Origin of the sequence: Massilia sp. CFBP9026 (genome assembly GCF_034045165.1) — a bacterium.
GTDB classification, from domain to species: Bacteria; Pseudomonadota; Gammaproteobacteria; order Burkholderiales; family Burkholderiaceae_D; genus Telluria; species Telluria arenae.
Window position 1 is genome coordinate 146,671 of the sequence record NZ_JAXCWH010000009.1, and the last position, 26,244, is coordinate 172,914.

The 26,244-nt window shown below is 68.0% G+C and carries 21 protein-coding genes; 7 read left to right on the forward strand and 14 right to left on the reverse strand.

Going from position 1 to position 26,244, the window contains the following annotated elements; all coding sequences use genetic code 11:
* Positions 1-81 precede the first annotated feature (81 nt).
* Positions 82-1,041 (forward strand): AraC family transcriptional regulator, encoded by a 960-nt coding sequence (locus SOM28_RS21155; protein ID WP_320469354.1) that lies wholly within the window; start codon positions 82-84, stop codon positions 1,039-1,041.
* Here SOM28_RS21155 and SOM28_RS21160 read toward each other — a convergent pair.
* Genes SOM28_RS21160 through SOM28_RS21170 form a run of 3 tightly spaced genes read right to left on the reverse strand, consistent with a single transcriptional unit; the run spans position 1,038 to position 4,876 of the window.
* On the reverse strand, positions 1,038-3,239 hold the full coding sequence (locus tag SOM28_RS21160; protein ID WP_123071308.1) for a xanthine dehydrogenase family protein molybdopterin-binding subunit: 2,202 nt from the start codon (positions 3,237-3,239) through the stop codon (positions 1,038-1,040). The two genes, SOM28_RS21155 and SOM28_RS21160, sit on opposite strands and share 4 nt — an antisense overlap.
* Entirely contained in the window at positions 3,236-4,234 is a 999-nt protein-coding gene (locus SOM28_RS21165; RefSeq protein ID WP_123071307.1) for an FAD binding domain-containing protein, read from the reverse strand. The genes SOM28_RS21160 and SOM28_RS21165 overlap by 4 nt, the downstream gene beginning before the upstream one ends.
* A 3-nt stretch (positions 4,235-4,237) precedes the next feature.
* A complete protein-coding gene (locus tag SOM28_RS21170; RefSeq protein ID WP_414675191.1) occupies positions 4,238-4,876 on the reverse strand; it encodes a (2Fe-2S)-binding protein in 639 nt (212 codons plus the stop codon).
* A gap of 197 nt (positions 4,877-5,073) precedes the next feature.
* Between SOM28_RS21170 and SOM28_RS21175 the strand changes: the two genes are divergently transcribed.
* Positions 5,074-6,636, forward strand: coding sequence for a GGDEF domain-containing protein (locus SOM28_RS21175; RefSeq protein ID WP_320469356.1), 1,563 nt, complete (start codon positions 5,074-5,076; stop codon positions 6,634-6,636).
* A gap of 13 nt (positions 6,637-6,649) precedes the next feature.
* Here the strand turns inward: SOM28_RS21175 and SOM28_RS21180 are convergent, their stop codons facing one another.
* Positions 6,650-7,255 carry a TetR/AcrR family transcriptional regulator gene (locus tag SOM28_RS21180; RefSeq protein ID WP_320469357.1) on the reverse strand — a complete coding sequence of 202 codons (606 nt, stop codon included), beginning with the start codon at positions 7,253-7,255 and terminating at the stop codon, positions 6,650-6,652.
* A 140-nt stretch (positions 7,256-7,395) separates the two neighbouring features.
* Here SOM28_RS21180 and SOM28_RS21185 point away from each other — a divergent pair, with 140 nt between their 5' ends.
* On the forward strand, positions 7,396-8,613 hold the full coding sequence (locus tag SOM28_RS21185) for an MFS transporter (RefSeq protein WP_320469358.1): 1,218 nt from the start codon (positions 7,396-7,398) through the stop codon (positions 8,611-8,613).
* Positions 8,614-8,615: 2 nt separating this feature from the next.
* Here the strand turns inward: SOM28_RS21185 and SOM28_RS21190 are convergent, their stop codons facing one another.
* On the reverse strand, positions 8,616-9,314 hold the full coding sequence (locus SOM28_RS21190) for a YjjG family noncanonical pyrimidine nucleotidase (protein WP_320469359.1): 699 nt from the start codon (positions 9,312-9,314) through the stop codon (positions 8,616-8,618).
* Positions 9,315-9,382: 68 nt separating this feature from the next.
* Positions 9,383-9,538: a hypothetical protein gene (locus SOM28_RS21195; RefSeq protein WP_320469360.1), complete on the reverse strand. Its 156-nt coding sequence runs from the start codon at positions 9,536-9,538 to the stop codon at positions 9,383-9,385.
* A gap of 158 nt (positions 9,539-9,696) precedes the next feature.
* On the opposite strand from SOM28_RS21195, the gene SOM28_RS21200 reads away from it, so the two are divergent.
* Positions 9,697-10,215: a CcdC protein domain-containing protein gene (locus SOM28_RS21200; protein WP_123071603.1), complete on the forward strand. Its 519-nt coding sequence runs from the start codon at positions 9,697-9,699 to the stop codon at positions 10,213-10,215.
* A 196-nt stretch (positions 10,216-10,411) separates the two neighbouring features.
* Here SOM28_RS21200 and SOM28_RS21205 read toward each other — a convergent pair whose 3' ends face one another.
* The 6 genes from SOM28_RS21205 to SOM28_RS21230 form a co-directional block, all read right to left on the reverse strand.
* Positions 10,412-13,234: an ATP-binding protein gene (locus SOM28_RS21205; protein WP_123071604.1), complete on the reverse strand. Its 2,823-nt coding sequence runs from the start codon at positions 13,232-13,234 to the stop codon at positions 10,412-10,414.
* Between the two features lie 8 nt (positions 13,235-13,242).
* Positions 13,243-13,974, reverse strand: a complete 732-nt coding sequence (locus tag SOM28_RS21210; protein WP_123071605.1) for a hypothetical protein — start codon at positions 13,972-13,974, stop codon at positions 13,243-13,245.
* A complete protein-coding gene (locus SOM28_RS21215) occupies positions 13,971-15,347 on the reverse strand; it encodes a hypothetical protein (RefSeq protein ID WP_183407542.1) in 1,377 nt (458 codons plus the stop codon). Before SOM28_RS21215 ends, SOM28_RS21210 begins: the two co-directional genes overlap by 4 nt.
* A 198-nt stretch (positions 15,348-15,545) precedes the next feature.
* Positions 15,546-16,316, reverse strand: a complete 771-nt coding sequence (locus tag SOM28_RS21220; protein WP_123071606.1) for a DUF3108 domain-containing protein — start codon at positions 16,314-16,316, stop codon at positions 15,546-15,548.
* A 1-nt stretch (position 16,317) separates the two neighbouring features.
* Complete coding sequence (locus tag SOM28_RS21225; protein ID WP_123071607.1) at positions 16,318-17,451, reverse strand: DUF3108 domain-containing protein; 1,134 nt, start codon at positions 17,449-17,451, stop codon at positions 16,318-16,320.
* Between the two features lie 63 nt (positions 17,452-17,514).
* On the reverse strand, positions 17,515-18,255 hold the full coding sequence (locus SOM28_RS21230) for an SDR family NAD(P)-dependent oxidoreductase (RefSeq protein ID WP_320469361.1): 741 nt from the start codon (positions 18,253-18,255) through the stop codon (positions 17,515-17,517).
* Between the two features lie 145 nt (positions 18,256-18,400).
* Between SOM28_RS21230 and SOM28_RS21235 the strand changes: the two genes are divergently transcribed.
* Positions 18,401-19,060 (forward strand): TetR/AcrR family transcriptional regulator, encoded by a 660-nt coding sequence (locus SOM28_RS21235; protein WP_123071609.1) that lies wholly within the window; start codon positions 18,401-18,403, stop codon positions 19,058-19,060.
* A gap of 19 nt (positions 19,061-19,079) precedes the next feature.
* Here the strand turns inward: SOM28_RS21235 and SOM28_RS21240 are convergent, their stop codons facing one another.
* Entirely contained in the window at positions 19,080-20,621 is a 1,542-nt protein-coding gene (locus tag SOM28_RS21240; protein ID WP_123071610.1) for a GMC oxidoreductase, read from the reverse strand.
* Positions 20,622-20,838: 217 nt separating this feature from the next.
* On the opposite strand from SOM28_RS21240, the gene SOM28_RS21245 reads away from it, so the two are divergent.
* A complete protein-coding gene (locus SOM28_RS21245; protein ID WP_320469362.1) occupies positions 20,839-21,570 on the forward strand; it encodes a PhaM family polyhydroxyalkanoate granule multifunctional regulatory protein in 732 nt (243 codons plus the stop codon).
* A gap of 105 nt (positions 21,571-21,675) precedes the next feature.
* Positions 21,676-24,870, forward strand: coding sequence for a patatin-like phospholipase family protein (locus SOM28_RS21250; protein WP_320469363.1), 3,195 nt, complete (start codon positions 21,676-21,678; stop codon positions 24,868-24,870).
* A gap of 1 nt (position 24,871) precedes the next feature.
* On the opposite strand, the gene SOM28_RS21255 is transcribed toward SOM28_RS21250, so the two are convergent.
* Positions 24,872-26,242: an MFS transporter gene (locus SOM28_RS21255; RefSeq protein WP_320469364.1), complete on the reverse strand. Its 1,371-nt coding sequence runs from the start codon at positions 26,240-26,242 to the stop codon at positions 24,872-24,874.
* Between the last annotated feature and the right edge of the window lie 2 nt (positions 26,243-26,244).

Consider the following 26,244-nt stretch of genomic DNA (forward strand, 5'->3'; position numbering starts at 1 on the left):
GCGATTTGTCAGGGGAGCATCGTAGCGGCAAACCCATGCCCGAAACGGGTTCGAACTTAACTGGGCTTATGAGCCTGGTTCATGAATGTGCTGCGCTGGACAGCCGCGCCAACCGGCGGCACACTATCGGCCATGAACCAGGAATTACTCGACGCCGTTGCCAACTACGCCCGTGCCCACGCGAACCGCGACGGCCTGGCGCTCACGCCCATCCCGGGCCTGCGCATGATGTGTCTCGACCAGCCGGGCGACAAGCTCGAATCGACCTACCGGCCGCTGGTCTGCCTGGTGCTGCAGGGCGAAAAGCACTTGCTGGCCGGGCGCCAGGAAAAGCTGTGCGCCGAAGGCCAGGCGATCGTCGTCAGCGCCGACCTGCCGGTGACGGGCCAGGTGGTGACGGCATCGGCAGAGCGTCCCTATATCGCGCTGGCGATCGAACTCGACATGGCCATGCTGTCCGAACTGGCCGACCAGCTGCGCGAGAACAGGCCAGGCCCGCCCGACCCGGCGGCGACACTGCTGGTCCAGGATGTCGACGCGGCGATCCTCGATTGCGCGCGCCGCCTGATGCACCTGGTCGCGCACCCCGAGGCGGTGGCGATCCTGCATCCCGGCCTGATGCGCGAACTGCATTTCTGGCTGCTCAACGGCGCGCATGGCCGCCAGTTGCGTGCGTCCATGGCGCCCGAGGCGCATCCGGTGCGGCTGAACCGCGCGGTGGCCATGCTGCGCCTGTCTTACCACCAGAAGCTGCGGGTCGAGGAACTGGCCCAGGCTGCGTCGATGAGCCTGTCGGCCTTCCACAAGCACTTCAAGGACTACACCTCGCTCACGCCGGTGCAGTACCAGAAGCGCCTGCGCCTGATCGAGGCGCGGCGCCTGATGCTGTATGAGGGGGCCACCGCCAACAAGGCGGCGTTCGAGGTCGGCTACGAAAGCAGCTCGCAGTTTACGCGCGAGTATGCGCGCCTGTTCGGCGCGCCGCCGCGGCGCGATGCGCGGCGTCCGGCCACCGTTGCGGCGCCGGAACTCGCAATTTAAAGGACGTCTTCGATCCGGATCGGCAGCCGGCGGATGCGTTTGCCGGTTGCGTGATGCACCGCATTGGCGATCGCCGCCGCCACGCCCACCATCGCCACCTCGCCCAGTCCCTTGACGCCGCTCGCATTGAGCAGCGGGTCGGGCCGGTCGATGAAGCCCACGTCGATCTGCCCGATATCGGCATGCACCGGCAGCACGTATTCGGCCAGGTCGGCATTCAGGAAGCCACCGTAGCGCGGATCGACCTCGCTGATTTCGCGCAGGGCGGCGCCGATGCCCCACACCACGCCGCCGCGCACCTGGCTGTCGGCCGTCACGGGGCTCACCACGCGCCCGCAGTCGATCATGCTCACCACGCGCGGCACGCGGATGCGGCGCGTCACCGGCTCCACGTTCACCTCGACGAAGTGGACCGCGTAGCTCATCGACACGAATTCCGGATACACCGGCCCCGCCGGCGCCGGCATGCCGCCCTGCAGACGGCCGTAGACGGCGTCCGGCTGGCCCGGCGCCTTGCGCCGCACCTCGGCCTCGATGCGCTCGCGCTGCGCCAGCGCCAGCACCTCGGCCGGTCTCAAAGCCGAATCATGGCCAGGCGCCAGCTGCGCCAGTGCGTCCAGCAGCGCCTGCGCGGCTTCTTCCGCCGCCGGCACCACGCTGGCCGTGCCCCAGGAGCCGGCGGTCAGGTGCTGGGGCGCGCCGCGGGTGTCGCCGATCTGGATCACCAGCGCCTGCGGATCGACCCGCAAACGGCGCACCAGCACGTTGGCGATCGCAGTGCGCATCCCCTGCCCCATTTCGTGGCCGGCCACCGTGAACAGGATGCGGCCGTCGCGGGTGGCGGCGATGCGCGCGATCGCCGGGCTGGTCGCGGCCTTGTAGGCGCCGCAGGCCACGCCCCAGCCGATGGCGGCGCCGTCCGCCGCCTTCATCGAGGAGGGGCGCGCATCGCGCCGGCTCCAGCCGAAGCGGCGCGCGCCTTCGCGCAGGCATTCGGCCATGAAGCGCGAAGACAGCGGCTTGCCACTGAGCGCATCGGTTTGCGTATCGTTGCGCAGCCTGAGTTCCACCGGATCGATGCCCAGTTGCTGGGCCAGTTCATCGACCGCCGATTCGAAGGCGAAGGACGCCGGTTGCTCGAACGGCGCGCGCATATAGCCCGGCGTCTGCACGTCGGTGCGCACCAGCCGCTCGCGCCCGCGGAAATTCGGGATGCCGTACAGGCGCGCGCTCATGTCGGCGTACGAGGCCGGGAACAGGTCGTGGCGCGAAGTCTGCTGGTCGGCTTCATGGATGGCGGCCACCATCTTGCCGGAGGCGTCGGCGCCCAGCTGGATGTGGTGGCGGCTGGCCGGGCGGAAGCTGGCGTCGTGGAACAGCTGGCTGCGCGGCACCACCAGCTTGACCGGCTGGCCGAGCCTGCGCGCCGCCACCGCCGCGAACAGGGTCTGCATCTGCAGCGAGTTCTTGAGGCCGAAGCCACCGCCGCACTGCGGCGAGATCACTTCGATGCGCGCCGGGTCGAGGTTCAACTGGCGCGCCAGGCCGTGGCGGATCGCCCCGCTGTTCTGCGTGCCCTCGTGGATCACCAGGGTGCCCTTGCGCCACTCGGCCACGGTCGACACCAGCTCGATCGGGTTCTGGTGCTGGGGCGGATGCAGGTATTCGGCATCGATCTTGTGCGCCGCGCCGGCGTAGGCGGCGTCGGCATCACCCGCCACCTTGTCGGCGAACATCTGCTGCGGCAGCGGCGAACCCTGTTGCGGCACGATGTCCTTCGCCGGCGCGTCCAGGGTCACCTGGAAAGGCTGCTCGTCATACTTCGCCCGGATCAGCGAGGCCGCTTCGAGCGCCGCTTCCAGCGTGTCGGCCACCACCAGCGCGATCGGCTGGCCGCGATACGCGATCCCTGACTCCAGCATCGGCTGCATGCTCTGGAAGGCGAAGCCGCCGCCCAGCACGTGGCCGGCCGGCTTGTAGTCGCCCATGTCGGCGTGGGTCAGCACCAGCCGAACGCCCCCTACCTCCCGCGCGGCCCGGGTATCGATCGACCGCACCGCGCCGCGGTTGATGGTGGACACCGCCAGCGCCGCATGCAGCATGCCGGGCAACGCCTGGTCGGCCGCGTACAGCGCGGCGCCGCGGACCTTGTCGCGCGCGTCGACGCGCGGCTGTTTGGGGAATGCCGAATCGTTCATATTGAAGTCCTTTGTGCTGCGATCATCAGCGCGTCGGCCACAGTGCGGGCGCCGAGCTCGATACGGAAGGCGTTGTGGTGTCCGGCCCTGGCATCCGCGAAGGCTGCGAAGCCGGCCGCCAGCGCGGTCTCGATGGTCAGTTCGCGGCCGGCCAGGCCCTGCGCGGCCAGGCGCGCGCGCCACGGCTTGGTGGCGACGCCGCCCAGCGCGATGCGGGCCTGCGCGACCCGCTTGCCGTCCATCGTCAGGGCCACGGCGGCCGAGCTGAGGGCGAAGGCATACGATTCGCGGTCGCGGATCTTGTGATAGGTCGAGGCGCGCCCGAGGGGCGTGACCGGCACCCGGATGCGGGTGATGATCTCGCCCGGCGCCAGCGTGGTCTCGAGGTCGGGCCGGTCGCCCGGCAGCCGGTGCAGCGCCTCCACCGGGATGCTGCGCACGCCGTTCGGCCCCAGCACATCGAGCACGGCGTCGAAGGCGACCAGGGCGACCGCGAAGTCGCCGGGATAGGTGGCGATGCAGCTGGGGCTCGTTCCCAGCAGGGCGTGGCCGCGGTCGATGCCGTCCAGCGCCGCGCAGCCGCTGCCCGGCAGCCGCTTGTTGCAGGCGAACGGCTCGCCGCCGCGAAAATACGCGCAGCGCGTACGCTGCAGCACGTTGCCGCCCAGGCTGGCCATATTGCGCAACTGCTGGGAGGCCGCGCGCCACAGCGATTCCGACAGCGCCGGATAATCCTTGACCAGGCGCGGGTCGGCCGCTACGTCGCTCATGCGCGCCAGGCTGCCGAATACCAGCTCGCGCGCGCCGGACGTGTCGAAGGCGCGCAATTCCTCGATCGCGTTGATGTCGACGATGGCAGGTGGACGCTCGACGCCGAGCTTCATCAAGTCGTACAAGGTGGTGCCGCCCGCCATCAGGCGCGCTTCCGGATAAGTGGCCAAGGCTTGCACGGCCTGCTCGGGCGAACGGGCACGGATCAGGGTGAATTCACGCATGGCTCATACCTTTCCCATGTCGCCAGCGGCCTGGCCGATGGCGGCCACGATGCCGTTGTAGGCGCCGCAGCGGCATAGATTGCCGCTCATGTACTCCTTGATCCGTTCCGGCGAACCCGCATTGCCTTCGCGTACACAGGCGATCGCCGCCATGATCTGGCCCGGCGTGCAGTAGCCGCACTGCAGGGCGTCGTGGTCGATGAAGGCCTGCTGCATCGGGTGCAGGCTGCCGTCGGGCCGCTGCAAACCTTCGATGGTGTCGACACGGCGGCCCTCGAGCTGCAGCGCCGGCGTCAGGCACGATACGACGCGGCGGCCGTCGACGTGGATGGTGCAGGCGCCGCACTGGCCATGGTCGCAGCCTTTCTTGGCGCCGGTTAGCGCCAGCCGCTCGCGCAGCAGGTCGAGCGCCGACGTCCTGGGATCGACCGTCAGCGCGCGCTGCTCCCCGTTGACCACGACGCTGAGCGGCACGCCGCCGGTGTGGACTTCCAGCGCGGCGTCCACAGGCTGGGCCTGGGCTTCGCCGGCACCGACGGCGCCGCTCGCCGCGGCCACCGACAGCACCGACAGCACGAACTCGCGCCGGTTGACCTGTGTCGCCTGGGGAGGCAGGCTGGATGGATCGGGGCCGGTCGTCATGGCGAACTCCTTCTGGAATGGGGTAATGCCGAGAATGTAGACCAGGCTTCGCGCGCGCACGAGCCGCACCAAACGAAAAGGCAACAACTGTGCAGGATCAGGCAAGCGCAGGCGCGCCGGAGCAGTCCGGCGACAGGCTTTTCTTTCTGATGGCACAATTTTTGGACAGCATCGCAACCTTATTTTGGTGAGGCGCATTGAATCCATCCACCGACAACCTGGATACCCACGTCGATCGCCTGAGCGGCAAGCGGCGCCCGGTCGTGCGCCTGGTGGTAGCTGCCACCGCCCTGGGCTGTAGCCTGCTGGTCGCGTTCGCGGCCTGGTTCATCTGGTCGTCGCGGCATACGCAGATCCAGCAGACCGAAGTGGCAACCTCAAACGTGGCGCGCATGGTCGGGGTCCAGGTCGAGACCGCGATGAAGGCCACCACCATGGCCCTGGCGAACGTCGTCGAGCGGGTGGAACATGATGGCACCGATGCGGCCGCGATGAAGCGGCTCCAGGCCCACCTGGTCGTGCTGACCAGGACCACGCCCGAGCTGCACGGGATCTTCGTGTATGCCGCCGACGGCCGCTGGCTCGCGTCCTCGCTGATTGGAACACCCCAGGGCGACAACTCGGACCGCGCCTATTTCCAGCACCACCGCACCCATGCCAGCCGCGACATCTATGTGGGCCATCCGGTTCGAAGCCGCTCCACCGGCGTCTGGGTGCTGCCGATCTCGCGCCGCATCGACCACCCCGACGGCAGCTTCGCCGGCGTGGCGCTGGTGACCCTGAAGGTGAATTTCTTCGAACGCATCTACGACGAGCTGGACGTCGGCAAGACCGGCACGGTCCTGCTGGCCCTGGAAGACGGCACGGTGATCTACCGCCGTCCTTTCGACGACAAGCTGATCGGCACCAATCTCGCAGGCGGCGCGATATTCAAGGCCATCAGGGACAATGCGGTCGGCTCGGACTTCCTGGTCGCCCGGATCGACAATATCGAGCGGCTGTACAGTTACCGCCGGGTCGACGACTTCGCCTTCGTGATCGCCGTCGGCCAGACCAAGGACGAGCTGCTCGGCCCCTGGAAGCGCTCGAGCATGCTGATCGGCGCCGCAGTGGTGCTGATCGCCGCCGTGTTCGCGCTGTTCGCCCGCAAGCTGATCCGGCAATTCGCCATCCGCGACCGCCTCGACCAGAAGCTGCGCGCCTATTCGCACGATCTGCGGCGCGACAACCTCGGGCTGCAGGAGCTGGCCCATACCGACAAGCTGACGCAGCTGGCCAACCGGCGCCGCTTCGACGAGGTGCTCGCACATGAGCTGCGCCATGCGCGGATTGCCGGCACCCCGACCGCCCTGCTGCTGCTGGACGTGGACTACTTCAAGAAATTCAATGACCGCTACGGCCACCCGGCCGGCGACGCCTGCCTGCAGGAGGTCGGCCGCATCCTGGCGGCCCAGGTCAACCGCAACCGCGACCTGCCGGCACGCTACGGCGGCGAGGAATTCGCGGTGATCCTGCCGGATACCGAACTGGCCGGCGCGCTGGCGGTGGCGGAACGGCTGCGCCACGAGATCCAGGCCCTGCAACTGCCGCACCAGGAGTCGCCGTCCGGCGTCGTCACGGCCAGCATCGGCGTCGCCGTCCTCGTCCGGGCGTCCGGCAGCGATGTGGACCCGGGTGAACTCGTCGCGCACGCCGACCGGCATCTGTACAACGCGAAGCATGCGGGCCGCAATCGGGTGGACGCCGGTCCTGCGACTTGACGCTGCATCCGCACTAGCGCGAGGCCGCGTCCCACAAGCGCATCGCCTGCGTGATGGCCGCATCCAGGCTTGCATGCGTCGCGCCATCGCGCGCCAGCGTCGACAGGCCGGTCAGGAAGCTGTCGAACACCGTGGCCAGCGCCTGCGGGTCGGTCGCGGGCGCGAGCTGACCGTGCGCGATGCCGCGTTCGACGCAGGCCAGGATGCCGGCGCGCGTACGTGCGCGCGATGCACCCAGCGCGGCCGTCACGCCCTCGTTTCCAGCGCCGCTCGCGCTCATCACACCGAGCGACACCATGCATCCTTTCGGGTGGCCCTCCTCGCACTGCATCGCCGCCGACCTCCTGAGCGCCAGCTCGATGGCGGCGCGCGGTGCGAGGTCGGCATCCCACAGGCATTCCGTCACCCGCCCATGGGACGTGAGGTAGCACGTCACCGCTTCCTGGAACAGCGCCTCCTTCGACGCGAAGGCGGCGTAGAAGCTCGGCGCCGAAATGCCAAGCCCGGCCTTCAACTGGCTGAGCGAGGTCGATTCATACCCGTGCTCCCAGAACAGGTGCATCGCGGTCTTGACCGCCGCGTTGCGGTCGAATTGTCGGGGGCGGCCCATTGTCGCCATATCGTTCTCCTTTTCACACGATTTCAATACTAATCGGTACAAAAGTCGTTGACAAGCCATGCTTGCCCGAACTACATTTATACCGATCAGTATATAAGTAACCTGCCAGCCTGGCCGGTTCATCGTCTACAGGAGTCTCGATGGAAGCAACACATACCCCCCACCCGGCCGCCCGCGCCGGCAGCCTGCCGGTCGCAGCGCTGCTGGCCCTGGCCATGACCGGATTCATCTGCATCGCCACCGAAACCCTGCCGGCCGGCCTGTTGCCGCTGGTCGCCGAGGGTCTCGGCGTGACCAGTTCGATGGCCGGACAGACCGTCACCGCCTATGCCCTCGGTTCGGTGCTGGCGGCGATTCCGCTCACCATCGCCACCCGCGGCTGGCGCCGCCGCAGCGTCCTGTTGCTGACCATCGTCGGTTTCCTGGTCTTCAATACGCTGACCGCGCTGTCGTCCGATTTCACGCTCACCCTGGCGGCGCGCTTCTGCGCCGGGATGGCTGCGGGCCTGGCCTGGAGCCTGCTGGCCGGCTACGCGCGCCGGATGGTCGCCGTCCACCAGCAGGGGCAAGCCATGGCCATCGCCATGGTCGGCACCCCGATCGCGCTGTCGCTCGGCGTGCCGCTCGGCGCCTGGCTCGGCGGCGCGGTCGGCTGGCGCACGGCGTTCGGCCTCATGTCGGCGCTGTGCGTGGTGCTGGTGGTGTGGGTGGTGGCCAAGGTGCCCGACTATCCCGGCCAGTCCGACCGCCAGCGCCTGCCGCTGCGCAAGGTGCTTGCCACGCCGGGCGTGCGTCCGGTGCTGGCGACCGTGATCGCGTGGATGCTGGCGCATAACATCCTGTACACGTATATCGCGCCGTTCGTGGCGCAGGCCGGGCTGGCCGGGCGCGTGGACGTGGTCTTGCTGGTGTTCGGCATCGCCGCGCTGGGCGGAATCTGGATCGCCGGCCGGCTGGTGGACAGCCATCTGCGCGCCACCGTCCTGGCCAGCCTGGGCGGTTTCGCCATCCTGTCCCTGCTGTTCGCCTGGCAGTCGGCGGCGCCGCTGGTCGTGTACGCGGGCGTGGCCGCATGGGGCCTGAGCTTCGGCGGCGCAGCCACCTTGCTGCAAACGGCGCTGGCCGACGCCGCGGGCGATGGCGCCGACGTGGCGCTGTCGATGAACGTGGTGGCATGGAATGCCGCGATCGCGGGCGGTGGCCTGCTCGGTGGATTCCTGCTCGACCGCTGGGGCGCGGCGTCCTTCCCATGGTCGACCGCCCTGCTCGCTACGCTCGGCTTCGCGATCGCCTGGTCGAGCAGGACGCACGGCTTCCGGCCCGGCGCCCGTAGCGGCCCGGCCGTTGCCGTGCATTGAATTCAGGCGGCGAGGCCGCGCAGTGAAGCAACGATATCGTGCAGGCTGGCGACCTCGCAGCTCGGGATCGCCTGCGAGTCGTTGGCCAGGCGATCGGGATTGAACCAGCAGCTCTCGATGCCGAAGCGGTTGGCGCCGAGGATGTCGGCGTCCAGGCGGTCGCCGACGATCACGGTCTCGTGCTTGGTGAAGGTGCGCGCCATCTTGCTGGTGAACTCGAAGAAGCGGCTGTCGGGCTTGGCGAAGCCGCAGGCTTCGGAGGTGGCGACGAAGGACAGGTGGCCCTGCAGGCCCGAACTGGCGATGCGGCGGTGCTGGATGTGGTGGGCGCCATTGGTGATGATGCCCACTTCGCCGATGCCGGCCAGGGTTTCGCACAGCTGGGCGGCGCCGTCGACCAGCACCACGGTATCTGCCAGCGATTCGATGTACAGGTCGCTGGCGCGCTGCGGATCGATCTCGATGCCATTGTCCGCGAAGGTCTTGCGGAAGCGCTCGACCTTGAGGAAGTCCTTGGTGACGGTGCCTTGCTCAAAATGGCGCCACAGCGCGAGATTGGTCACCTGGTATTGCTGGAACAAAGCGCCGACCTGCTCGCGCACACCCAGTTGGTCCATGGTGCGCATGAATGAGCGCTGTTCGGAGGCGCGGAAATCGAGCAGGGTGTCGTCGAGGTCGAACAGGAAGAGTCGGTGTTTCATTACGTCGGGATGAGAGTACAACTATGGCTTCATGGTAGCACGCTCATCCCGGACGTGCTCCGATCGAGTCAACTCGGCTTGGGATCGGGCACCGGCTCCTCGTCGTGCGGCAGGTGCACCGGCTGGTGGTGCGGGTGCGGGGTGTCGAAGGGCTCGGGCACGGGTTCTTCGATCGGGGCCGGATCGGGCGCCCGATGAGCGTGGATCGGAATGCGCGGCGGCATCCGATTAATGCGATGGGCGGCATGAGGGGCGGCGTGCATGATGCGGTCTCCTTGCAGGAATGCGGTTCGGGCTACCTTATCATGCGGCCCGGCGGCGCGGCGCGCGCCGGCAGTGGGCTACAATGCGGTTTTTCCTGAACACAGCCTTTTCGCCGCACATGGAATTCTCGATCACGACCCTGGCCCTGCTCGTCCTGACCCCGTTGCTGGTGTGGCGCATCTACAGCCGCATCAAGAAGCAGATGCAACGCCAGCGCTCGATCGGCTCACGCCACTACACCGGCGTGCTGGTGTTCGGCGCGATGATCCTGGTGCCGCTGACGCAGCTGTTCGACACGCCCTACAACCTGGCGGCGCTGCTGGTCGGCGCCGGCGGCGGCATCGGCTACGCCGTCTGGGGCCTGAAATTGACCCGGTTCGAGGAAACCCCGCAGGGTTACTTCTTCACGCCGCCCGCGCGCCTGGGGCTGGTGATGTCCATGATCCTGGTGGCGCGCCTGCTGTACATCGGAATCGAGGTGTATGCCAACCAGGGCAAGGGCATTCCGACGCAACAGCTGACCGACAGCCCGCTGACCATGCTGTGCGTGGGGATCACGGCGGGTTATTTTGGCTACTATTCGGCGGCGCTGCTGCGCTGGCGGCGCAAGGTGCGCAAGGCGATCGATCAGGTTTGATTGTGGGGGTATGCGGGCGACTTAGGTTCCCGCCTTCGCGGGAACGACGTGTTTATGTACGTGTCCGAAATAGCCGCAGTGTCCGGCTCGCTAAGCAAAACAGCGTCGTTCCCGCGAAGGCGGGAACCCAAGTGCGTAGCCCACCGCAAACGCGACCAATAATGAAAAAGGGATCCATCAAGGATCCCTTTTTTCGTTACGCGGCCTTCGCCTCGTCCTTCCTTCGCTGCAGCACGAAGATCGGCTGCGCCCACTGCATGTCCTTCTTCTTCTTGCTCGTGATGAGCGTCAGTTCCGAAGGATCGTAGACGTCGGTGTTGTGCGTCAGCGGCGTCGTCATCAGGTACTGGGCGTCGGTGTTCTTCAGGAACTCGCCGACCAGCTGGATGTTGCGAATGTCCAGGTGGGCGAACGGTTCGTCGATGAACACGAAGCCGCCCGAACCTTCTTCCGATTTCAACAGGCCGATCAGCAGGACCAGTGACTTCATCACCTGCTGGCCGCCCGAGGCTTCGCCATCGTTCATCCCGATCTGGTCCTTGCCGTCGAACTTGAAGCGCACGTGCAGGCCGGCCTGGGACAGTTGCACGTCGTCGTTCTCCAGCCGCACCGGGTCGGCCTGGACGTCGATGCCGGCCAGCGCACCCAGTTCGCGGATGTTCTTGGTATAGGTCTTGATCGTGTAGCGCAGGCGCTCGATATAGGCGCCGCGCGCATTGCCGGTGGCCTCGATCGCGCGGTTGTTCTGGTAGCGGCGCTCCTCGGTCTCGCTCTGGCGCGCCTCGAGCTGCTCGTGCAGGCGTGCGTACTGGTCGATCACGGTCGGATCCAGTTCCCAGTCCTCGCGCGCCAGCGAGTGTTCCAGCGAACCGAGACGCAGGTTGACCTGGTGCGCGTTCTGGTGTTTGGCCACCAGGTCGCCGCGCCAGTTGGGATTCTTCCAGGCGCCCGGCACCGCGCGCCAGCCGCGGCGCATGTCCAGCAGCGCCTTGGCGTGCTCGCTGCGCTGCTCGATCTGGCGGCGATGGTTCAGGCGCATGCCGGCTTCGGCTTCCGACAGCGCCATGCGCGCGTTCTGCCATACGGTGTCGGCGCGGGTGCGGTTCACCGTCGCGTTCTTGCTCAGGGTCTGCAGCTCGCCCAGGCGCGCGCCGACTTCCAGGCGCTCGGCCTTGAGCGGCGTGATCGCGCGCACGGCTTCCTCGAATTCTTCCTGGCGCGCCGACAATTCCTTGGCGGCGTCGACGCCGGCGATGCGCGCCTTCAGGCCGCCCACTTCGGCGGCCAGCTTCGAGATCGCGAGAGTCAGCTCGTCTTCGCGCTTTTCCAGCGCCGGCATCAGTTTCTGGATCGCCTCCAGGCGCTGGGTCTTGCCCGCTGCGCCGAAGCGGTAACGCGAGGCTTCGACGAACAGCGAGCGGCCGCCGCGGCGTTCGCGGTGGTAGGCGTCCGGCGTGATCCATTCGTCCGAACGGCTCTTGAAGCCTTCGTCGACCGAGTCGACGCGTTCGATGCGTTCCAGCTGGTCGATCAGCCAACCCGGCGCTTTACCGGAGAAGCGCACCACCGACAGCAGGCTGTCGTCCTTCACCACCGGCGCATTGACGCAATCCGGCACGATGAAGTGGCGATAGCGTTCTTTCTCGGCCAGGCGGTAAGCCGCCGGCGCATCTTTCGCATTCTCCAGCAGCACCACCGAGGCATAGCCGCCCAGCACGCCCTCGACCGCGCCCTGCCACTTCGGATCGGTCACCTCGACGATGTCCGACAGCATGGCGTGAGCGATGCCCTCGTCGCGCAGTGCGCGGCGCATCAGGCGCTGCGCTTCCGGCTCCGGCATCGAGGTCTTGCCCTGCAGCGCCGAGATGGTCGCCATCTCGCCCGCGATCTTGCTCGACACCGCCTCGCGCGCGCTCTTCTGGCGCGCCAGCTCGGCTTCTTTTTCTTCCAGCTGCTTGGCGACTTCCGCGATGTCGGCGCCGGCGTCGGCCGACAATTTTTGCAGGCGGTCGCGCTGCTCGAGCAGGCTTTCGAGGGGCTTCAGGCGCGTGTTGACCTCGGACAGGCGCTTGGCCAGTTGGCCGCCCTCGGCTTCGAGTTCGGTTTCCTGCTTCTGCGCGTCGGTGAGCGCGCGCTGCTGCGCCGCCAGCTGGCTGCGTTTCTCGGCCAGTTGGCCGTCGGCCTGCACCAGCGGCTTCTTCGCCTCGCGCAGCATGCGGCTGTTGTTGGCGGCCTTTTCGCGCGCCTCGTGGTATTGCAGCGCCGGCAGCACTTCTTCGTGCAGCTCGCGCTTTTCCTTGTTCAGGTCAGACCACTGGTGGTGGTTGGCCACGCGCAGGCGCAAGCCCTCGAGGTTGGTGCGCGAGGTTTCGAGTTCGGTCTCGAAGCGCTTCAGCTCGACCTCGGTGTCGCGCTGGTGGCGCTTGGCTTCGTCGTAGGCGTCCAGCACTTCCTTGTCGCCGAAGACCTGGAACACCAGGTCCAGCAACTGGCGCGGCGCGTATTCGCACAGTTTATCGGTCTCGCCCTGCTCCAGCGCCAGCACCTTCGACATCGCCGGCGACAGGCCTGCCGAGGCCAGGCGTTTGCGATAGTTCTCGACGCCCAGCCAGTCGGTGGCTTCGGTCACTTCCTCGATCTCGACATTCCCCGGACGCATCAGGTACTGGCGCTTCCAGTCGCCGCCGTTCTTCTGCACCTGGCAGAACAGGGTCACCTCGTCGTCCGAGAAGAAGCCCGAATGGCGGAACGGCCGGTTCGACAGCTGGCGGCCGATCGGCTTGTTGTCGACCACGGCGCGCAGCCAGGCGCTTTGCTGGCCCGAGTGGCGCGCATAGTGCTTGTACGTGCGGCCCATCGAGCAATCGAGGCCGAACAGGGTGCGCATCGCGTCGAGCAGCGTGGTCTTGCCCGAGCCGTTCTGGCCGGCGATCGTGATGATCTTGGCGTCCAGCGGGATGTTCTTGATCCGCTGCCAGTAATCCCAGTGGACCAGTTCGAGTGATTTAATATGGAACATCGGCTATCTCAGTTCGGGGTATCGGTTGCATCGTCGGCCGCATCGGGAGACTCGACCGCGAGCGCGTCGTTGGCGGCTTCCGCGTCGACCGCCACCTTGCGCGGAGCGGCCGCCAGCGGCGCGCGCTTGAAGACTTCGGACAGCGCGCCGTTGATGATGCGCTCCTTGAGCACGTCGGTGTCCATCATCAGGTCCAGCAGCGGGCCTTCCAGGATCACGTCGCCGCGCCGTTCGATGAAGCCCAGCTTGGACAGCACGCCCAGGTTCATGTCCATGCGGGTCTTCTTGCCGAGCTTGTCGCCGAAGTCCGACAGCAGCGCGGTGTACGAGATGCCGATCGACGCGTCTTCGGCGCGCGGGATCGGCGTGTCCTTCTCGAACATATCGTTCTGGTCGTCGTCCACCGAGGTGTGGGTTTCCTGGCGCTCGCGCTTGGGCAGGATGATCTGGGCCCACAGCACCACCAGCAAGGCCACGCCGTCGCGGGTCAGGCCGAAGTTATTGTTCTGCCAGATGTCCTTGGCGCCGAAGATCTTCGGCTCGACGTTGCGGTGCAGGGCCACGGTCACGTGGTCGGCATAGACGTTGTCGAGCAGTTTGAGGCCGGATTCGAGCAGGCGCTTGTCGACTTCGGCGCGGAACTGGTCGTCCGACAGCGCGCGCTTGACCATCTTGTCGTCGCGGCGCAGGGTCTGGTGCGTCAGCAGGCGCGCGATCAGGATTTGTGCATCGTCATTCATGTGGGCGTGCCGTCCGAAGGGAGATCTAGATTGATGGAGAGGGTCGCGATCGACATGGCCGCCACTTCGGGGTCGTCGAGTTCGATCAACTGGTCCTGGGCCTCGAAGGAGAGCGGCAGGCGCGCCAGGTCGGCGGTCGCGCCCTGCAGGCTGGCCTCGGACGCGTCGCCCAGCAGCGGCAGCAGCGAGGCGCGGTAGGACGCCAGCGCGAAGCTGGCCGGCAGCAGCGATTCATGCAGCTGCACCCGGCGCGGGCCGACTTCCGAGAATTCAGGGAAGTTGCCCAGGTTGGCGAAGTCGGCCAGCTTGTTGATCCAGTCGTTCAGCTCGACCATCATGGCCGGGTTGTCGTTGATCGTCAGCGGCGCATCCTGGCCGCTCGGCAGGCCTTTCGGGCCGGTCGAGATCACGCGCTCGGCCAGCAGCTCGGTCTCGGCCACGTCGATCATCTCGGCCGGGGTACCGAACAGCGGCGTCACCGGGCGGTCGATCGCGCCCGAGGCCAGGCTGGCCAGGTCTTCATGGGCCAGCAGCCAGCGCTTGACGTCGGTGGTCGACAGGCCGGACTGGCCCAGGTGCACGCGCTGGCGCTCGATCTGGTTCAGCGCGCGCGAGAACATGCCCTGCATATTGAGCAGCGCGCTCTGGGCCCGGCCGATGGCCTGGGCCGCGCGGTGCGTTGCGCTGTCGGCGCGCTCGTCCGAGGTGATGGCGCGCAGGATGACGGAACCCTTCTCGACCCAGTCGCAGGCCATATGCCACTTGGCCTGCGAGGTGCGCAGGCGGAATTCGGAGCCGGAGGCGATCGCATCGCGGAATTCCTCGGTCAACTCGATCAGGCGGCCCAGCAGGTGCTTCAGCTGGTCGACGGTCACACCACCGACCGCCTGGGCGCCGGCCACCTGCGACAGCAGGAAGCCCATCTCGGCGTCGTCGTCTTCCGGCTTGCCCAGCGCCAGCAAGGTCTCGAGCGCGGACAGGACGTTGCGCGCCAGCGGCGTGATGCGGTACACCGCGGCCGGGGCATCCCAGGCCAGCAGGCCGTGGCCGCGCAGGCGGTTGAGCACCGTCTCCAGGCTCTCGGGAATCAGGTAGGCCAGCTTCTGGTTGATGTCGGCGCGCGAGAACGCCGAGCTGGCGGTGTCGCCAGCCAGTTCGCGCAAGACGAGCAGGCGCACCAGCACCCCATCCTGGGTGCCGTGGAACAGGGCCGTGAAGGCCGACAGCATCGGCTGGGCACGCTTGAGGTGGAAGACCTGCTCGATTTCGTCGGGAGCGACGCCTTCCTGGAAGTGTGCTTGCAGCGGATCAAGTTCCGGCGCTATGGCCGGGGAGTCGGCAGCGAGGGCCGCGCCGGCAAGGGGATCGATCATCGTTGTTACCAGTCTCTCGTGCGCGGTCGAGACGGGCCTGGCATCAGCAATATTGACAATATTGACAATATCTACATGAACGTATTGACAGGCCCGACCGGCTTCGCGGGGGCGTCAGTATAACAGGCTGGACTGGCCAATCAGCGATTGCCGGCCCCGACCGGGGGCCGGCAATCGCGGGAAAGACACAGATGTGACTTACGGTTTAGCAATACTCTTCAGCGTTTGTTCGATGGTTTCCTTGTCGCCCTCCGTGAAGCGGATCTTGACCGGATACCATTCGTGCTCCGGCGCCAGCCACACCTCGATGCTCTGGTCGCGGCTGCCCGGCAGGGCTTCGCGGCTGACCAGCACAGCGTCGACCTGGCCCAGCCCGGTCTTGACCTTCTCGCGCTTGACCACCTTGAAGGTCCAGGCTTCGGCGCTGCTGCGGCCGGCCACGAAGAACGGCCATTCTGAACCCGGCTTGAACTTGTCGCCGGCGGCGCGCGCCACGGCCGCCAGCTGCCAGGTGATCGATACGCGGTCCTGCTCGCCGCCCTTGAGCGGGTAGGTCTTCTCGCCTTCCGAGAAACTCATGACTTTTTCGCCACGGTCGAAGGTGATCGAGGTCGGATCCTTGCGCATCCGCTTTTCGGAGAATTCCGCCGGGGCCAGACCAAATTCGTCGATGGCGCCCTGGCTGCGGTTGTCGAGCAGGGTGCCGAGGATGGCCACGCGCGATTCGACCTGCAGCTCGTATTTACCGTCGCCGGCGCGCCAGGTGACGGTGGCGTCGCCCTTGAGCGACAGGCCGCGCTGGCGTGCGCTCAGGTCATAGTGCAGGTCGGCCGATGGCGGCAATTCGAAGGCGCGCTTGACGGCTGGGTGCGCCGCAGCCGTTGGATTGGCGGCCTGGACGGCGGTGCTGCCCAGGGCGAGTGCCAGCGTGCATGCGACGCCAGCGTTTCGAATGTTGTCTAGAAGCATATCAAAATCCTGAATGGTTCAAGACGATATTATTCACTGTTTGCGTGGTTACTGCTCCATTGGCTTCCGAATTGCGAATCCGCACTGGGTACCAGCCATGTTGCGGGGCCAGCCAGATGTCGAGCGTCGACTTGTAGGAACCGGGCAGCGGCGGGCGGGTCAGGTGCCAGGTTTGCAGCTTGCCGAGCCTGGTGTCGATCTCTTCCTGCCCTACCACCTTGAACCGGTAAACGCTGGCGTCGCGGTCTTCGCCGACAAAGATGTCGATATCGCCGCTTAATTGCTTGGCGTCGCCGCGTGCGATCGCCGCCAGCTGCAGCGGGACGCTGGCCTTGTCCTGGGCTCCGGCCACCAGCGGATAGGCCGCCTGCGATGCCGAGAAGGTCAATTTGTTCTCGCCCCAGTTGAAATGCGTTGCCGTGAGCGAACGGCCGCGCCGCTTTTCCGTCATCTTGATCGGCGCGAAGCCGGTGGCGGCCACCGCGCCCTCGCTGTGCAAGACCACCAGATTAACGCGCGTAAATACCACCCGGATGCCGGCCTCGACCTGGATCTTGTAGGTGTCATCGTTCAGTTGCCAGGCCAGCAAGGCCTCGCCCGACCATTCGGTGCCGTCCTTGTCGGTGCGGGCGACATCCAGCGTGATCGAGGCCGGGGGCGGCATGTCGACCTTGTAGCGGCGCATCTCGGGAGCGGCGGGGGCGGCCGGCTCGGCGGGCGCCGGCGCTTCTGGAGCTGGGGGCGCAGGTGGCGGCGCTGGCGCCGGCGCGGTGGAAGCCGGCGCGGGCTCCACGCCGCTTCCCCCCGGCATGCCATCGGCCGCCCCGGGCTCCATCCCGACGGTGAAGCCGCCCGCCTGGGCCGGCATGCCGAATTCGATCGGCGGAATCACGGGCAAGGGCAGCGGCGCCGCCTCCGGCACCGGCAGGGGCGCGGGCGGCGGCGGTGGCGGCGGCACGGTGGCCGGCAAGACTTGCGCCAGGATCGTCGCCGCCCCGCCTTCGCCATGATTCTGGCGCGGCAGCTCCAGCTTGACGTCGAGCAGCACGCTCAGCACGATCCAGTGCAGCAATACGACCAGCGCGACCGGCAGCAGCCGGCGGCGACGCGGAAGTAAAAGTGGTGCGGATTGCATATCCGCTAGTGTAACGCGGGCAAGGCCCGCGCTGCACGGCGCCTGGATCTTCCTTTCTCGACCTCAGGTGATCGCCCCGCCGTCGACGGTGAGCACGGCGCCGGTGATCTGGCGCGCCGCCGCGCTGGCCAGGAAGGCGACCGCTGCCGCCACGTCGCGCGGCTCACCGAAGCGTCCCAGCGGGATCAGGGACTTCTGGAATTCGGCGAAGTCGCCATTGGCCGGGTTCATCTCCGTGTCGGTCGAGCCCGGCTGCACCAGGTTGACGGTGATGTCGCGCGCACCCAGTTCGCGCGCCAGGCCGCTGGTGAAGGTCTTGAGCGCGGCCTTGGTCAGGAAATACACGGTGGCGCCCTCGCCCACGATGCGGTCGGCGCCGGCCGAACCGATATTGACGATGCGGCCGCCCTGGCCCAGGTGCGGGATGGCCGCCTGCGCCGCCAGGATCGGACCGCGCACGTTCACGTCCAGCAGGGCGTCGATATCCTCCACGGCGATGTCGGCGATTGGCGCATAGCGGGCGATGGCGGCGTTATTGACCAGGATGTCCAGGCCGCCCAGCATCCGCGCCGCCTTGTCGACCGCACGGCGGATCGCGGCCGGGTCGGCGCTGTCGGCCTGGATCGCGATCGCCTTGCGGCCTCGGCCCTCGATGGTGCGCACGACTTCCTGGGCCCGCTCGGCCGAACGTTCATAAGTGATCGCCACGTCGGCGCCCTGCTCCGCCAGTTCGATGGCGATCGCGGCGCCGATGCCGCGCGATGCGCCGGTGACGATGGCGCGTTTTCCTTGCAAGTTACTCATGACATTTCCTTTATGTGTTGATCGATACAGAAATAGTAGATCGGCCGGCGGGACGCTGTCAATTGATTTTTTAGTGATCGACACATATATTGTAAAACGGCGTGCGGCGTTGTCCCGACCCGCGGCCGGACATATACTGTGCGCGATGCAAACGCCCGACCAACCTCTCCACGACGAAGCGGCCGCCCCAGCGCCGGCGACCCGCGCCCGCGGCCGGCCGCGCGCCTTCGACCGCGAGGCCGCCTTGTCGAAGGCCATGCGCCTGTTCTGGCAAAAGGGTTACGAAGCCACGTCGCTCGCCGATCTCACCACCGCGATGGGCATCGCCTCGCCGAGCCTGTACGCGGCCTTCGGTTCCAAGGAGGCGTTGTTCGTCGAGGCACTGAACCATTACGGCGCCACCTATGCCTGGGGCTGGAAGAACTTCCTCGACGCCCCGACCGCGCGCGATGCGGTAAAGGCCTGGCTGATGGATTCGGCCGCCTTCCTGACCGGGGGCGTCGAAGACGTTCCGCTCGGCTGCATGGCGACCCTGTCGGTGATCGGCGCCGCCGGCCACCAGGAACTGTGCGAGCAGACGCGCACTGCGCGCGCCGCGCCGCGGGCGGTCGTCAGGAAACGCCTCGAACAGGGCGCCGCGAACGGCGAGATTCCGGCCTCGGTCGACCTGGACGCACTCGCCCGTTTCGTACAGATCGTCCAGAACGGGATGTCGCTCCATGCGCGCGACGGCGCCAGCCGCGCCGAACTGGAGGCGGCGGTACAGGTGGCCATGCGCAGCTGGGACGCCCTGGTCGAAGGCTAGCGCGGTCAACGCAGCCGATTCAGCGTAATGCTGTCAAATGGCTGCCGAGGCGATGGCCCAGCGCGCAGATGGTCAACGATGGATTGACGCTGCCGGCGGTCGGGAACACCGAGCCGTCGCTCACCCACACGTTCTCGAAACCGAATACCTTCAGGTCGGGGTCGACGACGCCATGTTGCGGCGTCGTCGCCATGCGCGCCGTGCCGAGGTGGTGGGCGGCGGAGGCGCAGGTATCGCGCCAGCCCGTCATCGGGTCGGCCCGGCAGCCGCTTACGTCGCCGTGCCCGCGAAAGCCGTCCATCAGCAGCTCGTGGTACTGCGTGAACATCTCGATGTCCTGCCTGGAAAGCTGCCAGTGCACGCGCGCGATCGGCATGCCATAGCGGTCGCGCTCATGCTCGGACAGGCTGACTTGGCTGTCCGGGTTGGGCAGCTGTTCCGTCATGAAGAACAGGTCGCCATGGTGCGAGCGCAGGTCCAGCGGCAGCTTCTGGTGCGCGATGCGCCACAGGATGTAGGGATGGCGCACCAGCAAGGCTACGTGCGACAGGCCGATGTCGCGCGGCCCGCGCACGCCGAGGAAGGACATCACCGCCTTGTTCGGCACCGGGCGCCGGTTGATGCCCTTGCGGATGAACACGGCGTGGTTGGGCAGGCGGTGCGTCTGCTGGAATTCGCGCCTGAGCATCAGCCCCGGAAAAACCTGGACGTCTTCCTTGCCCGCGCTGGCGTGCGCCTTCGGCCTGGCCGCAAGCGGCTGGCGGAACGTGACTTGCGACAGGTAGCCGGCGGGATGGTCGATCAGGTTGCGTCCGAGCCACCAGGACGGCGGCTGCGCCATGCCATGCCGGCCCAGCGAATTGAGCAACAGGCGCGGCGTCTCGAGCGCGCCCGCCGCGATCACGAAGCGGTTCGCGCGCACTTCGAAGCGCTGCGCGCCGCTGCCTACCAGCACGCTTCCTGCCAGTCCTTGCGTGCCTCCATGCCGTTGCCGTAGTTGCAGCGCGGTGCTGTTGTACACGCAGCGCGCCTTGCCGTCGCGGCACCATTCGCGCAAGATCGGCTTGCCCCTGAACGGCGGCGAGCGGTAGCGATACGCCTTGGAGGCCAGCATATTGCCCATGCCGTGAGCCATGCCGCCGTGGTGGCCCGCGGTGTCTTGCGGCATGTCCTGGCCGCCGCACAGGAAATCCAGCGCCAGCGCATACCAGGGATCGAGATCGGCGCGCGTGATGGCCCAGCCGCTATGGGCGATCCAGGCGCGCGCGCGAAAATCCTCGTCGTCGAGCGGCGCGCACACGCCATGCCAGAAAGCGGTGCCGCCACCCACCTCCAGCCCGCGGCTGGTGGCAATGCCGAAGGGACGGCCGACGCTTTCGATGCGCACCGAAGGCGGATCGCGGCGTGACGCCGTCATCGGTCCGGTCTCGATGAACAGCACGTCGCGTCCGGCGCGCACCAGGGGATGGGCCGCGGAAATCGCCCCCATGCCGGTGCCGACGATGCAGATGTCTGCCTGGAGTGTCGTGCCTGCTGCTAACTGCCTGCCATCGATGAGCATCGGATTCACCACAAAAGGGGTTTTTGCCAAAATGCAATTTTGTGTGGCACAACTTTTCCATCGTAAGGTAACGATGATATTTGCTCAATAGACAATATTCCTGATAGTTCAGGCTGTCTTGGGTCCAGCGCAAACCATGCGTCTTCCAGCCCATGCCCCGCATGGCCCATCCTGGCGTTATCTGCTAACCTTGCCGCACAACCACTGGAGACCAACCATGCTGAACCAGCCCATGCCAGGAATGACCGACACGCTCGAATTCGTCAAGAACCTGTGGGGCGGCATGAACATCCCCGGCGCCATGCCCGGGATGGGCAGCATGCACATGCCGGGCGCCGCCCTGTCGGTGGAAGACCTGGACAAGAAGATCGCCGACCTGAAGGCGGTCGAGTCCTGGCTCAACCTCAACCTGGGCATGCTGCGCGGCTCGATCCAGGCGCTGGAAATCCAGCGCGGCACCCTCGCCACGCTCAAGGCGATGGGCGACAGCATGGCCCAGGCCATGAGCCAGACCGGCGCCGCCAGCGACGCCGCCATGGCGCCGTTTGCGCAATTCTTCACCCAGGCGGCCCAGGCCGCCGCGCCCGCCGCCGCCAAGCCCGCGGACAGCGCCGCGCCACCGCCGCCGGCGCCATCCGCGGCGGCGCCCGACACCCCGGCCCCGCCACCAGGCGCCGAGGCATCGGGCGCGGCCATGCCGGCCGCGGTCGCCTGGTGGAATCTATTGCAGGACCAGTTCCGCCAGGCCGTGGCCAGCGCCATGCCGCCGGACAGCGCCCATTCCGACAAGGCCGGCGGCGCGCCGCCCGATGGCGACAGCAAGCCCGAAGCCGGCGCCGCTGCCGCCGCCAAGCCATCCGCCGCAGGCCAATCCGCCAACGCCCACAACGCCAACGGCACTCCGGCCCCGGCCCGGCGCAGTACGCGCGGCAAGACCGACAAGGCCTGAACGCTTGATCCAGACGGTGGCGCTCGCCTCCAAACCGTGCTGAACTGACCCGGCGGCCCGGCCTGCCCGGCCCGGCCGCTTCCCCGTCCAGCCGGAGCGAGCGCCATGTTGCCGAGCGACCTGACCCACCTGACGCCCTCGCAGGTCGACGACCTGCGGCGCAAGCTCGCCGCCGCCGGCTGCGATCCGCCACCCGGCGCGCACACCGTGGCCGAGCTGCAAGTCGCCTTCGCCCTGCTGCGCAAGCGCCACGGCCTGGCGCCGTCGGACAAGATCGACGCGGAGCTGCTGCGTTGCCTCGACGCCGCCGCCGGCCATCTGTTCGGCGAGGTGCTGCGCGACGAACTCGATATGCTGCGCCCCGCATCGACCGAAGAAGGCGGCGCCGCGCTCGACGCCGCCCTTCCGCCCGACCGCGAACGCCTGTTGCAGCGCGCCCACGGCGGCATGCTGGCCGGCCTGGCCCTGTCCGGCGGCGGCGTGCGCAGCGCCACCTTCAGCCTGGGCGCCCTGCAGGCGCTGGCGCGCTGCGGCCTGCTGCGCCATATCGACTATCTGTCCACCGTGTCCGGCGGCGGCTTCGTCGGCGGCTGGCTGTCCAAATGCCTGCATGCCAACGGCGGCGACATCGGCAAGGTGGAAGCCATGCTGGCGCCGCAGGCCGGCAGCGGCGAGGCGCCGGAACTGCGCTTCCTGCGCCAGTACAGCAACTACCTGTCGCCGCAGGGCGGCATGTTCAGCGCCGACACCTGGACCCTGGTCGGCACCTATGTGCGCAACACGGGGCTCAACCTGGCCATGCTGGTGGCCTGGATGTGCGCCCTGCTGCTGCTGCCGCGCTTCGCCGTCTGGGCCGTGCACCGCGTGGTCGCGCCGGGCGGGCCATGGACGCACCTGGCCGACATCGCCTGGATCGTCGGCGTGCTGCTGTTCCTGTTCGCCGTGTTCTGCATCGCGCTGTCGATTTCGAGCAAGCCGGAAAGCTCGCGCGGGATGCGCCGCTTTCCGCTGTCGCAGGGCGCGGTCCTGTGGTGCATCAACCTGCCCCTGCTGCTGGCGGGCTTCCTCGGCAGCCTGGGCCTGTGGCGCCACGGCGGCGCGGCGCCATCGAGCATCCTGCCTACCCAGCTCGAGGGCCGCTGGCACTGGCTGCTGGCCCCGGGCCTGGTGTATTTCATCGTCTGGGCCTGCGGCTGGTACCTGGCCCACGACCGCTCCAGTCCCTACCGCCGCACCGGCTACACCGTGTGCGCCGCAGGCAGCACCAGCGTGCTGCTGGTGCTGCTGGAAGCCGGCCGCGCCTTCGCCCCCGGCATCCTGGCGCTGCTGCGGGTCGACGCCGCCCGGCTGTCGCTGCTGCTGTGCGCGACGGTCGGCCTGCTGCTGGTGCTGGCCGGCTGGCTGGCCATCTACACGCGGCTGCACGCCGACCCGCCGCTGCGCGACCTCACCCGCGCCGAACTGGGCGAAGGCCTGTCGCACTTCCTGTGCGCGATGGGCGCGCTCACCCTCGGCACCCTGCTGCTGCTGGGCGGGATGGCGGTGCTGCCCGATCCCGCCGGCCAGCGCGTGCTGAACGACGCGATCGCGCTCGCCACCTTCGGCATGCCGCTCATGATGGCGCTGTTCGCCGCCACCATGACCCTCATGATCGGCCTGGTGGGCCGCCTGTACAGCGACGCCAGCCGCGAATGGTGGAGCCGGCAAGGCGCCTGGACCGCGATCTTCGCCCTCCTGTGGTTGACCGTGTACGCCACCTGCTTCTACATTCCTCCCTTGCTGCACTGGGCCTGGCTGACCTACGAGCCCTGGTCGAACCTGGGCACCCTGCTCGGCTGGCTGGCGATGACCGCCTTCGGGCTCAAGGCCGGCAGCAGCATGTCGACCGGCGCCCGCGGCGCCCCGGACCCGAAACTCGAACTGGTGGCGCGGCTGGCGCCCTATGTGTTCACGGTCGGGATCTTCGCCCTGTTGAGCAGCCTGGTGCAGGCCACGGTGGCGCTGCCGAAGGTCGCCTGCCCCAAATCCGAGCTGGCCTGCGTGCTGCGCGCCCATGCCGACGCCACCCTGGCCACGGACGGCGCGACCCTGCTGCTGGCCTTCGGCGCCTTCCTGGGCGCGGCCCTGCTGCTCGGCTGGCGGGTCGACATCAACAAGTTTTCCCTCTATATGCTGTACCGCAACCGGGTGGTGCGGGCATGGTTCGGCGCCGGCAACCGCGCGCGCCAGCCGCATCCCTTCACCGGCTTCGACCCCAACGACGACATGCTGCTGGCCGAGCTGCGTTACGGCCGGCCCTACCCGATCGTCAACACCGCGCTGAACCTGGTCAGCGGCGCCGAGCTGGCCTGGCAAACGCGGCGCACCGCCTCGTTCGCCTTCACGCCGCGCTGGTGCGGTTACGAGCAGGCCAGCGCGGTGCCTGGCAGCGCGGGCGCGCCAGCTGGCTGCTACCGGCCGACCGACGGGTATGCCTCGCGCTCCGGCGTCGGCCTGGACGACGACGCCGGCGTGCGGCTCGGGATGGCGGTGGCCTTGTCCGGCGCGGCGGCCAGCCCGAATATGGGCGCGCACTCGTCGCCGCCCCTGAACTTCCTGATGACGATGTTCAACGTGCGCCTGGGGCGCTGGTGCCCGAATCCCGCGCGCCGCGCCTGGACCAGCGCCTCGCCGCCGATCGGCCTGTTCAGCCTCTTGTCCGAGCTGTTCGGCCAGCTCGACTCCGACGCTGCCTACGTCCACCTGACCGACGGCGGCCACTTCGACAACCTCGGCATCTACGAGCTGGTGCGGCGCCGCTGCCGGCTGGTGATCGCGGTCGACGTCGGCAGCGACCGTTATCTCGCCTTCGAAGACCTGGGCAATGCGATCCGGCGCTGCGGCACCGACCTGCACGTGCGCATCGACCTCGACGTCTCGCGCCTGGCGGCCGACGGCGACAAGGGCCTGTGCGGCGCAAGCTGCGCGGCTGGCAGCATCCGCTACAGCCTGGCCGACCGCGGCGCGGCCGACGGCGTGCTCCTGTACGTGAAGCCGGCCATCGTCGGCAGCGAGAACGCCGACCTGCTCAACTACCGCAAGCTCCATCCCGACTACCCGCACGAGAGCATCGCCGACCAGTGGTTCGACGAAGCCCAGTTCGAGAGCTACCGCGCGCTGGGCGACCACATCGTCGATTGCGCGCTGCGCGAGGCGGCGCGCGCCACCGTGGGCGCGAACGGCGAACAGGATATCGGGGCGCTGTGCGCGCAGCTGCTGCAGCGGCATGGGCCGGCGGCGCGGAATCGCACGGGCGCGTGAGTCAGCCCGCCAGTAGTGGTGAGCGTGCCGGTACGCTGTGCGCCGCCAGCAACCGTCCAAGGCAGGCCAGCGCCAGCAGCGAAAACAGCACCGCGCTGCCCAGCGTCAGGCGATAGTCGTGCCCCGAGTGGTCGAGCAGGGGTCCGATGCAGCTGGCCACCAGGATGTTGGCGAAGGCGACCAGGATGTCCTTGCTCGCGTTGTAGCGCACGAACTCGTCGCGCGGGAACAGCGCGAGCGGCATTGCCGCCGCCGCAGTGAAATAGGCGCCGGAGCAGATCACGTGGGCGACGTAGAACGGGCGGAAGCTGTCGGCGCCGTCGACCAGCAACCAGCCGCCCAGCGCGATCGCGAAGTACAGCGCCATCATGGCGGCGGCCACGCGCACCGCGCCGCGCCGGTCGACCAGCCAGCCGATGACGAAGGCGCTGGCGATCGACACCGCATAGGCCAGCGCGGTCAACTCGCCCAGTTCCGCCTTCGACAAGCCCAGGTCGAGCGCATAGTGCAGCGAAAAGGTGTTGAAGGGGACGAAGGTAACGGCGGCCAGCATGAAGGCGCCGAAGATCCACAGGTAGCGGCGCTGGGCGCAGCACAGGCGCAACTGGGTGCGCGCCAGCGCCAGCCGTCCGCCCACCGCTGCGGCGGCAGCGTCGTCATGCGCGACAGGCGCCGGCGGCGGGTAGTCCCCCTCACGCACCATCAGGCACATCAGCGGTATCGTCAGGCCGAAGATCAGGGCGATCGCCACCAGGATTTCGGCCAGCCAGGCTTCGCTCAGGGCGAACAGCGTCATATTGAAACCGATCGCCACGCCCAGGCCGACGACCCGCACCGCGGCATAGAAGCGGCCCGCCAGCCCGAAGGGAATGACGTCGGCCACCAGCCCGGCGAACAGCGCCATCGTGGTCATGGCGGCGGCGTCGAACACGGTCCAGAACAGGCAGAACAAGCCCAGTTCGAGCGGGCGCAGGCCGGGCGAACTGGCGCCCAGCAGCGCGTGCGCGCCAGCCGCGAACGCCGGCGCCAGGGCCACGCACAACATGGCGGCGGCGGCCAAGGGCGCGCTGACCAGCAAGAAAGGGCGGCGCCGTCCCCAGCGGCTGCGGCTGCGGTCCGATCGCAGCCCGATCGCCGGCACCACCAGCAGGCTGATAAGCGCCGGCACGGTCGACAGCAGCATGGCGACGGCGGTGTCAGAGGCGTCGTGGTTGCGCAGCACGAGCAGACCGATCGGGCCGGCCCAGCGCTCGCGCACCGCGATCCCGAGGGCGCCCACCAGCAGCCAGCCGATTAGCACGCACAAGCCCCAGGCGCCATAGCGCAGCGTGCCGGCCTGCCAGCTTGCGTTCGCGAGGGCGGCGCGCCGCATTC

What these genes read in the sequence shown, in the direction of transcription:
- SOM28_RS21185 (WP_320469358.1), top strand. Translation starts at nt 7,396, where the DNA reads ATGGAAGCAACACATACCCCCCACCCGGCCGCCCGCGCCGGCAGCCTG.
- SOM28_RS21170 (WP_414675191.1), bottom strand. Translation starts at nt 4,876, where the DNA reads ATGACGACCGGCCCCGATCCATCCAGCCTGCCTCCCCAGGCGACACAG.
- SOM28_RS21250 (WP_320469363.1), top strand. Translation starts at nt 21,676, where the DNA reads ATGTTGCCGAGCGACCTGACCCACCTGACGCCCTCGCAGGTCGACGAC.
- SOM28_RS21255 (WP_320469364.1), bottom strand. Translation starts at nt 26,242, where the DNA reads ATGCGGCGCGCCGCCCTCGCGAACGCAAGCTGGCAGGCCGGCACGCTG.
- SOM28_RS21160 (WP_123071308.1), bottom strand. Translation starts at nt 3,239, where the DNA reads ATGAACGATTCGGCATTCCCCAAACAGCCGCGCGTCGACGCGCGCGAC.
- SOM28_RS21225 (WP_123071607.1), bottom strand. Translation starts at nt 17,451, where the DNA reads ATGCAATCCGCACCACTTTTACTTCCGCGTCGCCGCCGGCTGCTGCCG.
- SOM28_RS21245 (WP_320469362.1), top strand. Translation starts at nt 20,839, where the DNA reads ATGCTGAACCAGCCCATGCCAGGAATGACCGACACGCTCGAATTCGTC.
- SOM28_RS21195 (WP_320469360.1), bottom strand. Translation starts at nt 9,538, where the DNA reads ATGCCGCCGCGCATTCCGATCCACGCTCATCGGGCGCCCGATCCGGCC.
- SOM28_RS21180 (WP_320469357.1), bottom strand. Translation starts at nt 7,255, where the DNA reads ATGGCGACAATGGGCCGCCCCCGACAATTCGACCGCAACGCGGCGGTC.
- SOM28_RS21155 (WP_320469354.1), top strand. Translation starts at nt 82, where the DNA reads ATGAATGTGCTGCGCTGGACAGCCGCGCCAACCGGCGGCACACTATCG.
- SOM28_RS21165 (WP_123071307.1), bottom strand. Translation starts at nt 4,234, where the DNA reads ATGCGTGAATTCACCCTGATCCGTGCCCGTTCGCCCGAGCAGGCCGTG.
- SOM28_RS21200 (WP_123071603.1), top strand. Translation starts at nt 9,697, where the DNA reads ATGGAATTCTCGATCACGACCCTGGCCCTGCTCGTCCTGACCCCGTTG.
- SOM28_RS21230 (WP_320469361.1), bottom strand. Translation starts at nt 18,255, where the DNA reads ATGAGTAACTTGCAAGGAAAACGCGCCATCGTCACCGGCGCATCGCGC.
- SOM28_RS21205 (WP_123071604.1), bottom strand. Translation starts at nt 13,234, where the DNA reads ATGTTCCATATTAAATCACTCGAACTGGTCCACTGGGATTACTGGCAG.
- SOM28_RS21210 (WP_123071605.1), bottom strand. Translation starts at nt 13,974, where the DNA reads ATGAATGACGATGCACAAATCCTGATCGCGCGCCTGCTGACGCACCAG.
- SOM28_RS21235 (WP_123071609.1), top strand. Translation starts at nt 18,401, where the DNA reads ATGCAAACGCCCGACCAACCTCTCCACGACGAAGCGGCCGCCCCAGCG.
- SOM28_RS21215 (WP_183407542.1), bottom strand. Translation starts at nt 15,347, where the DNA reads ATGATCGATCCCCTTGCCGGCGCGGCCCTCGCTGCCGACTCCCCGGCC.
- SOM28_RS21220 (WP_123071606.1), bottom strand. Translation starts at nt 16,316, where the DNA reads ATGCTTCTAGACAACATTCGAAACGCTGGCGTCGCATGCACGCTGGCA.
- SOM28_RS21240 (WP_123071610.1), bottom strand. Translation starts at nt 20,621, where the DNA reads ATGCTCATCGATGGCAGGCAGTTAGCAGCAGGCACGACACTCCAGGCA.
- SOM28_RS21190 (WP_320469359.1), bottom strand. Translation starts at nt 9,314, where the DNA reads ATGAAACACCGACTCTTCCTGTTCGACCTCGACGACACCCTGCTCGAT.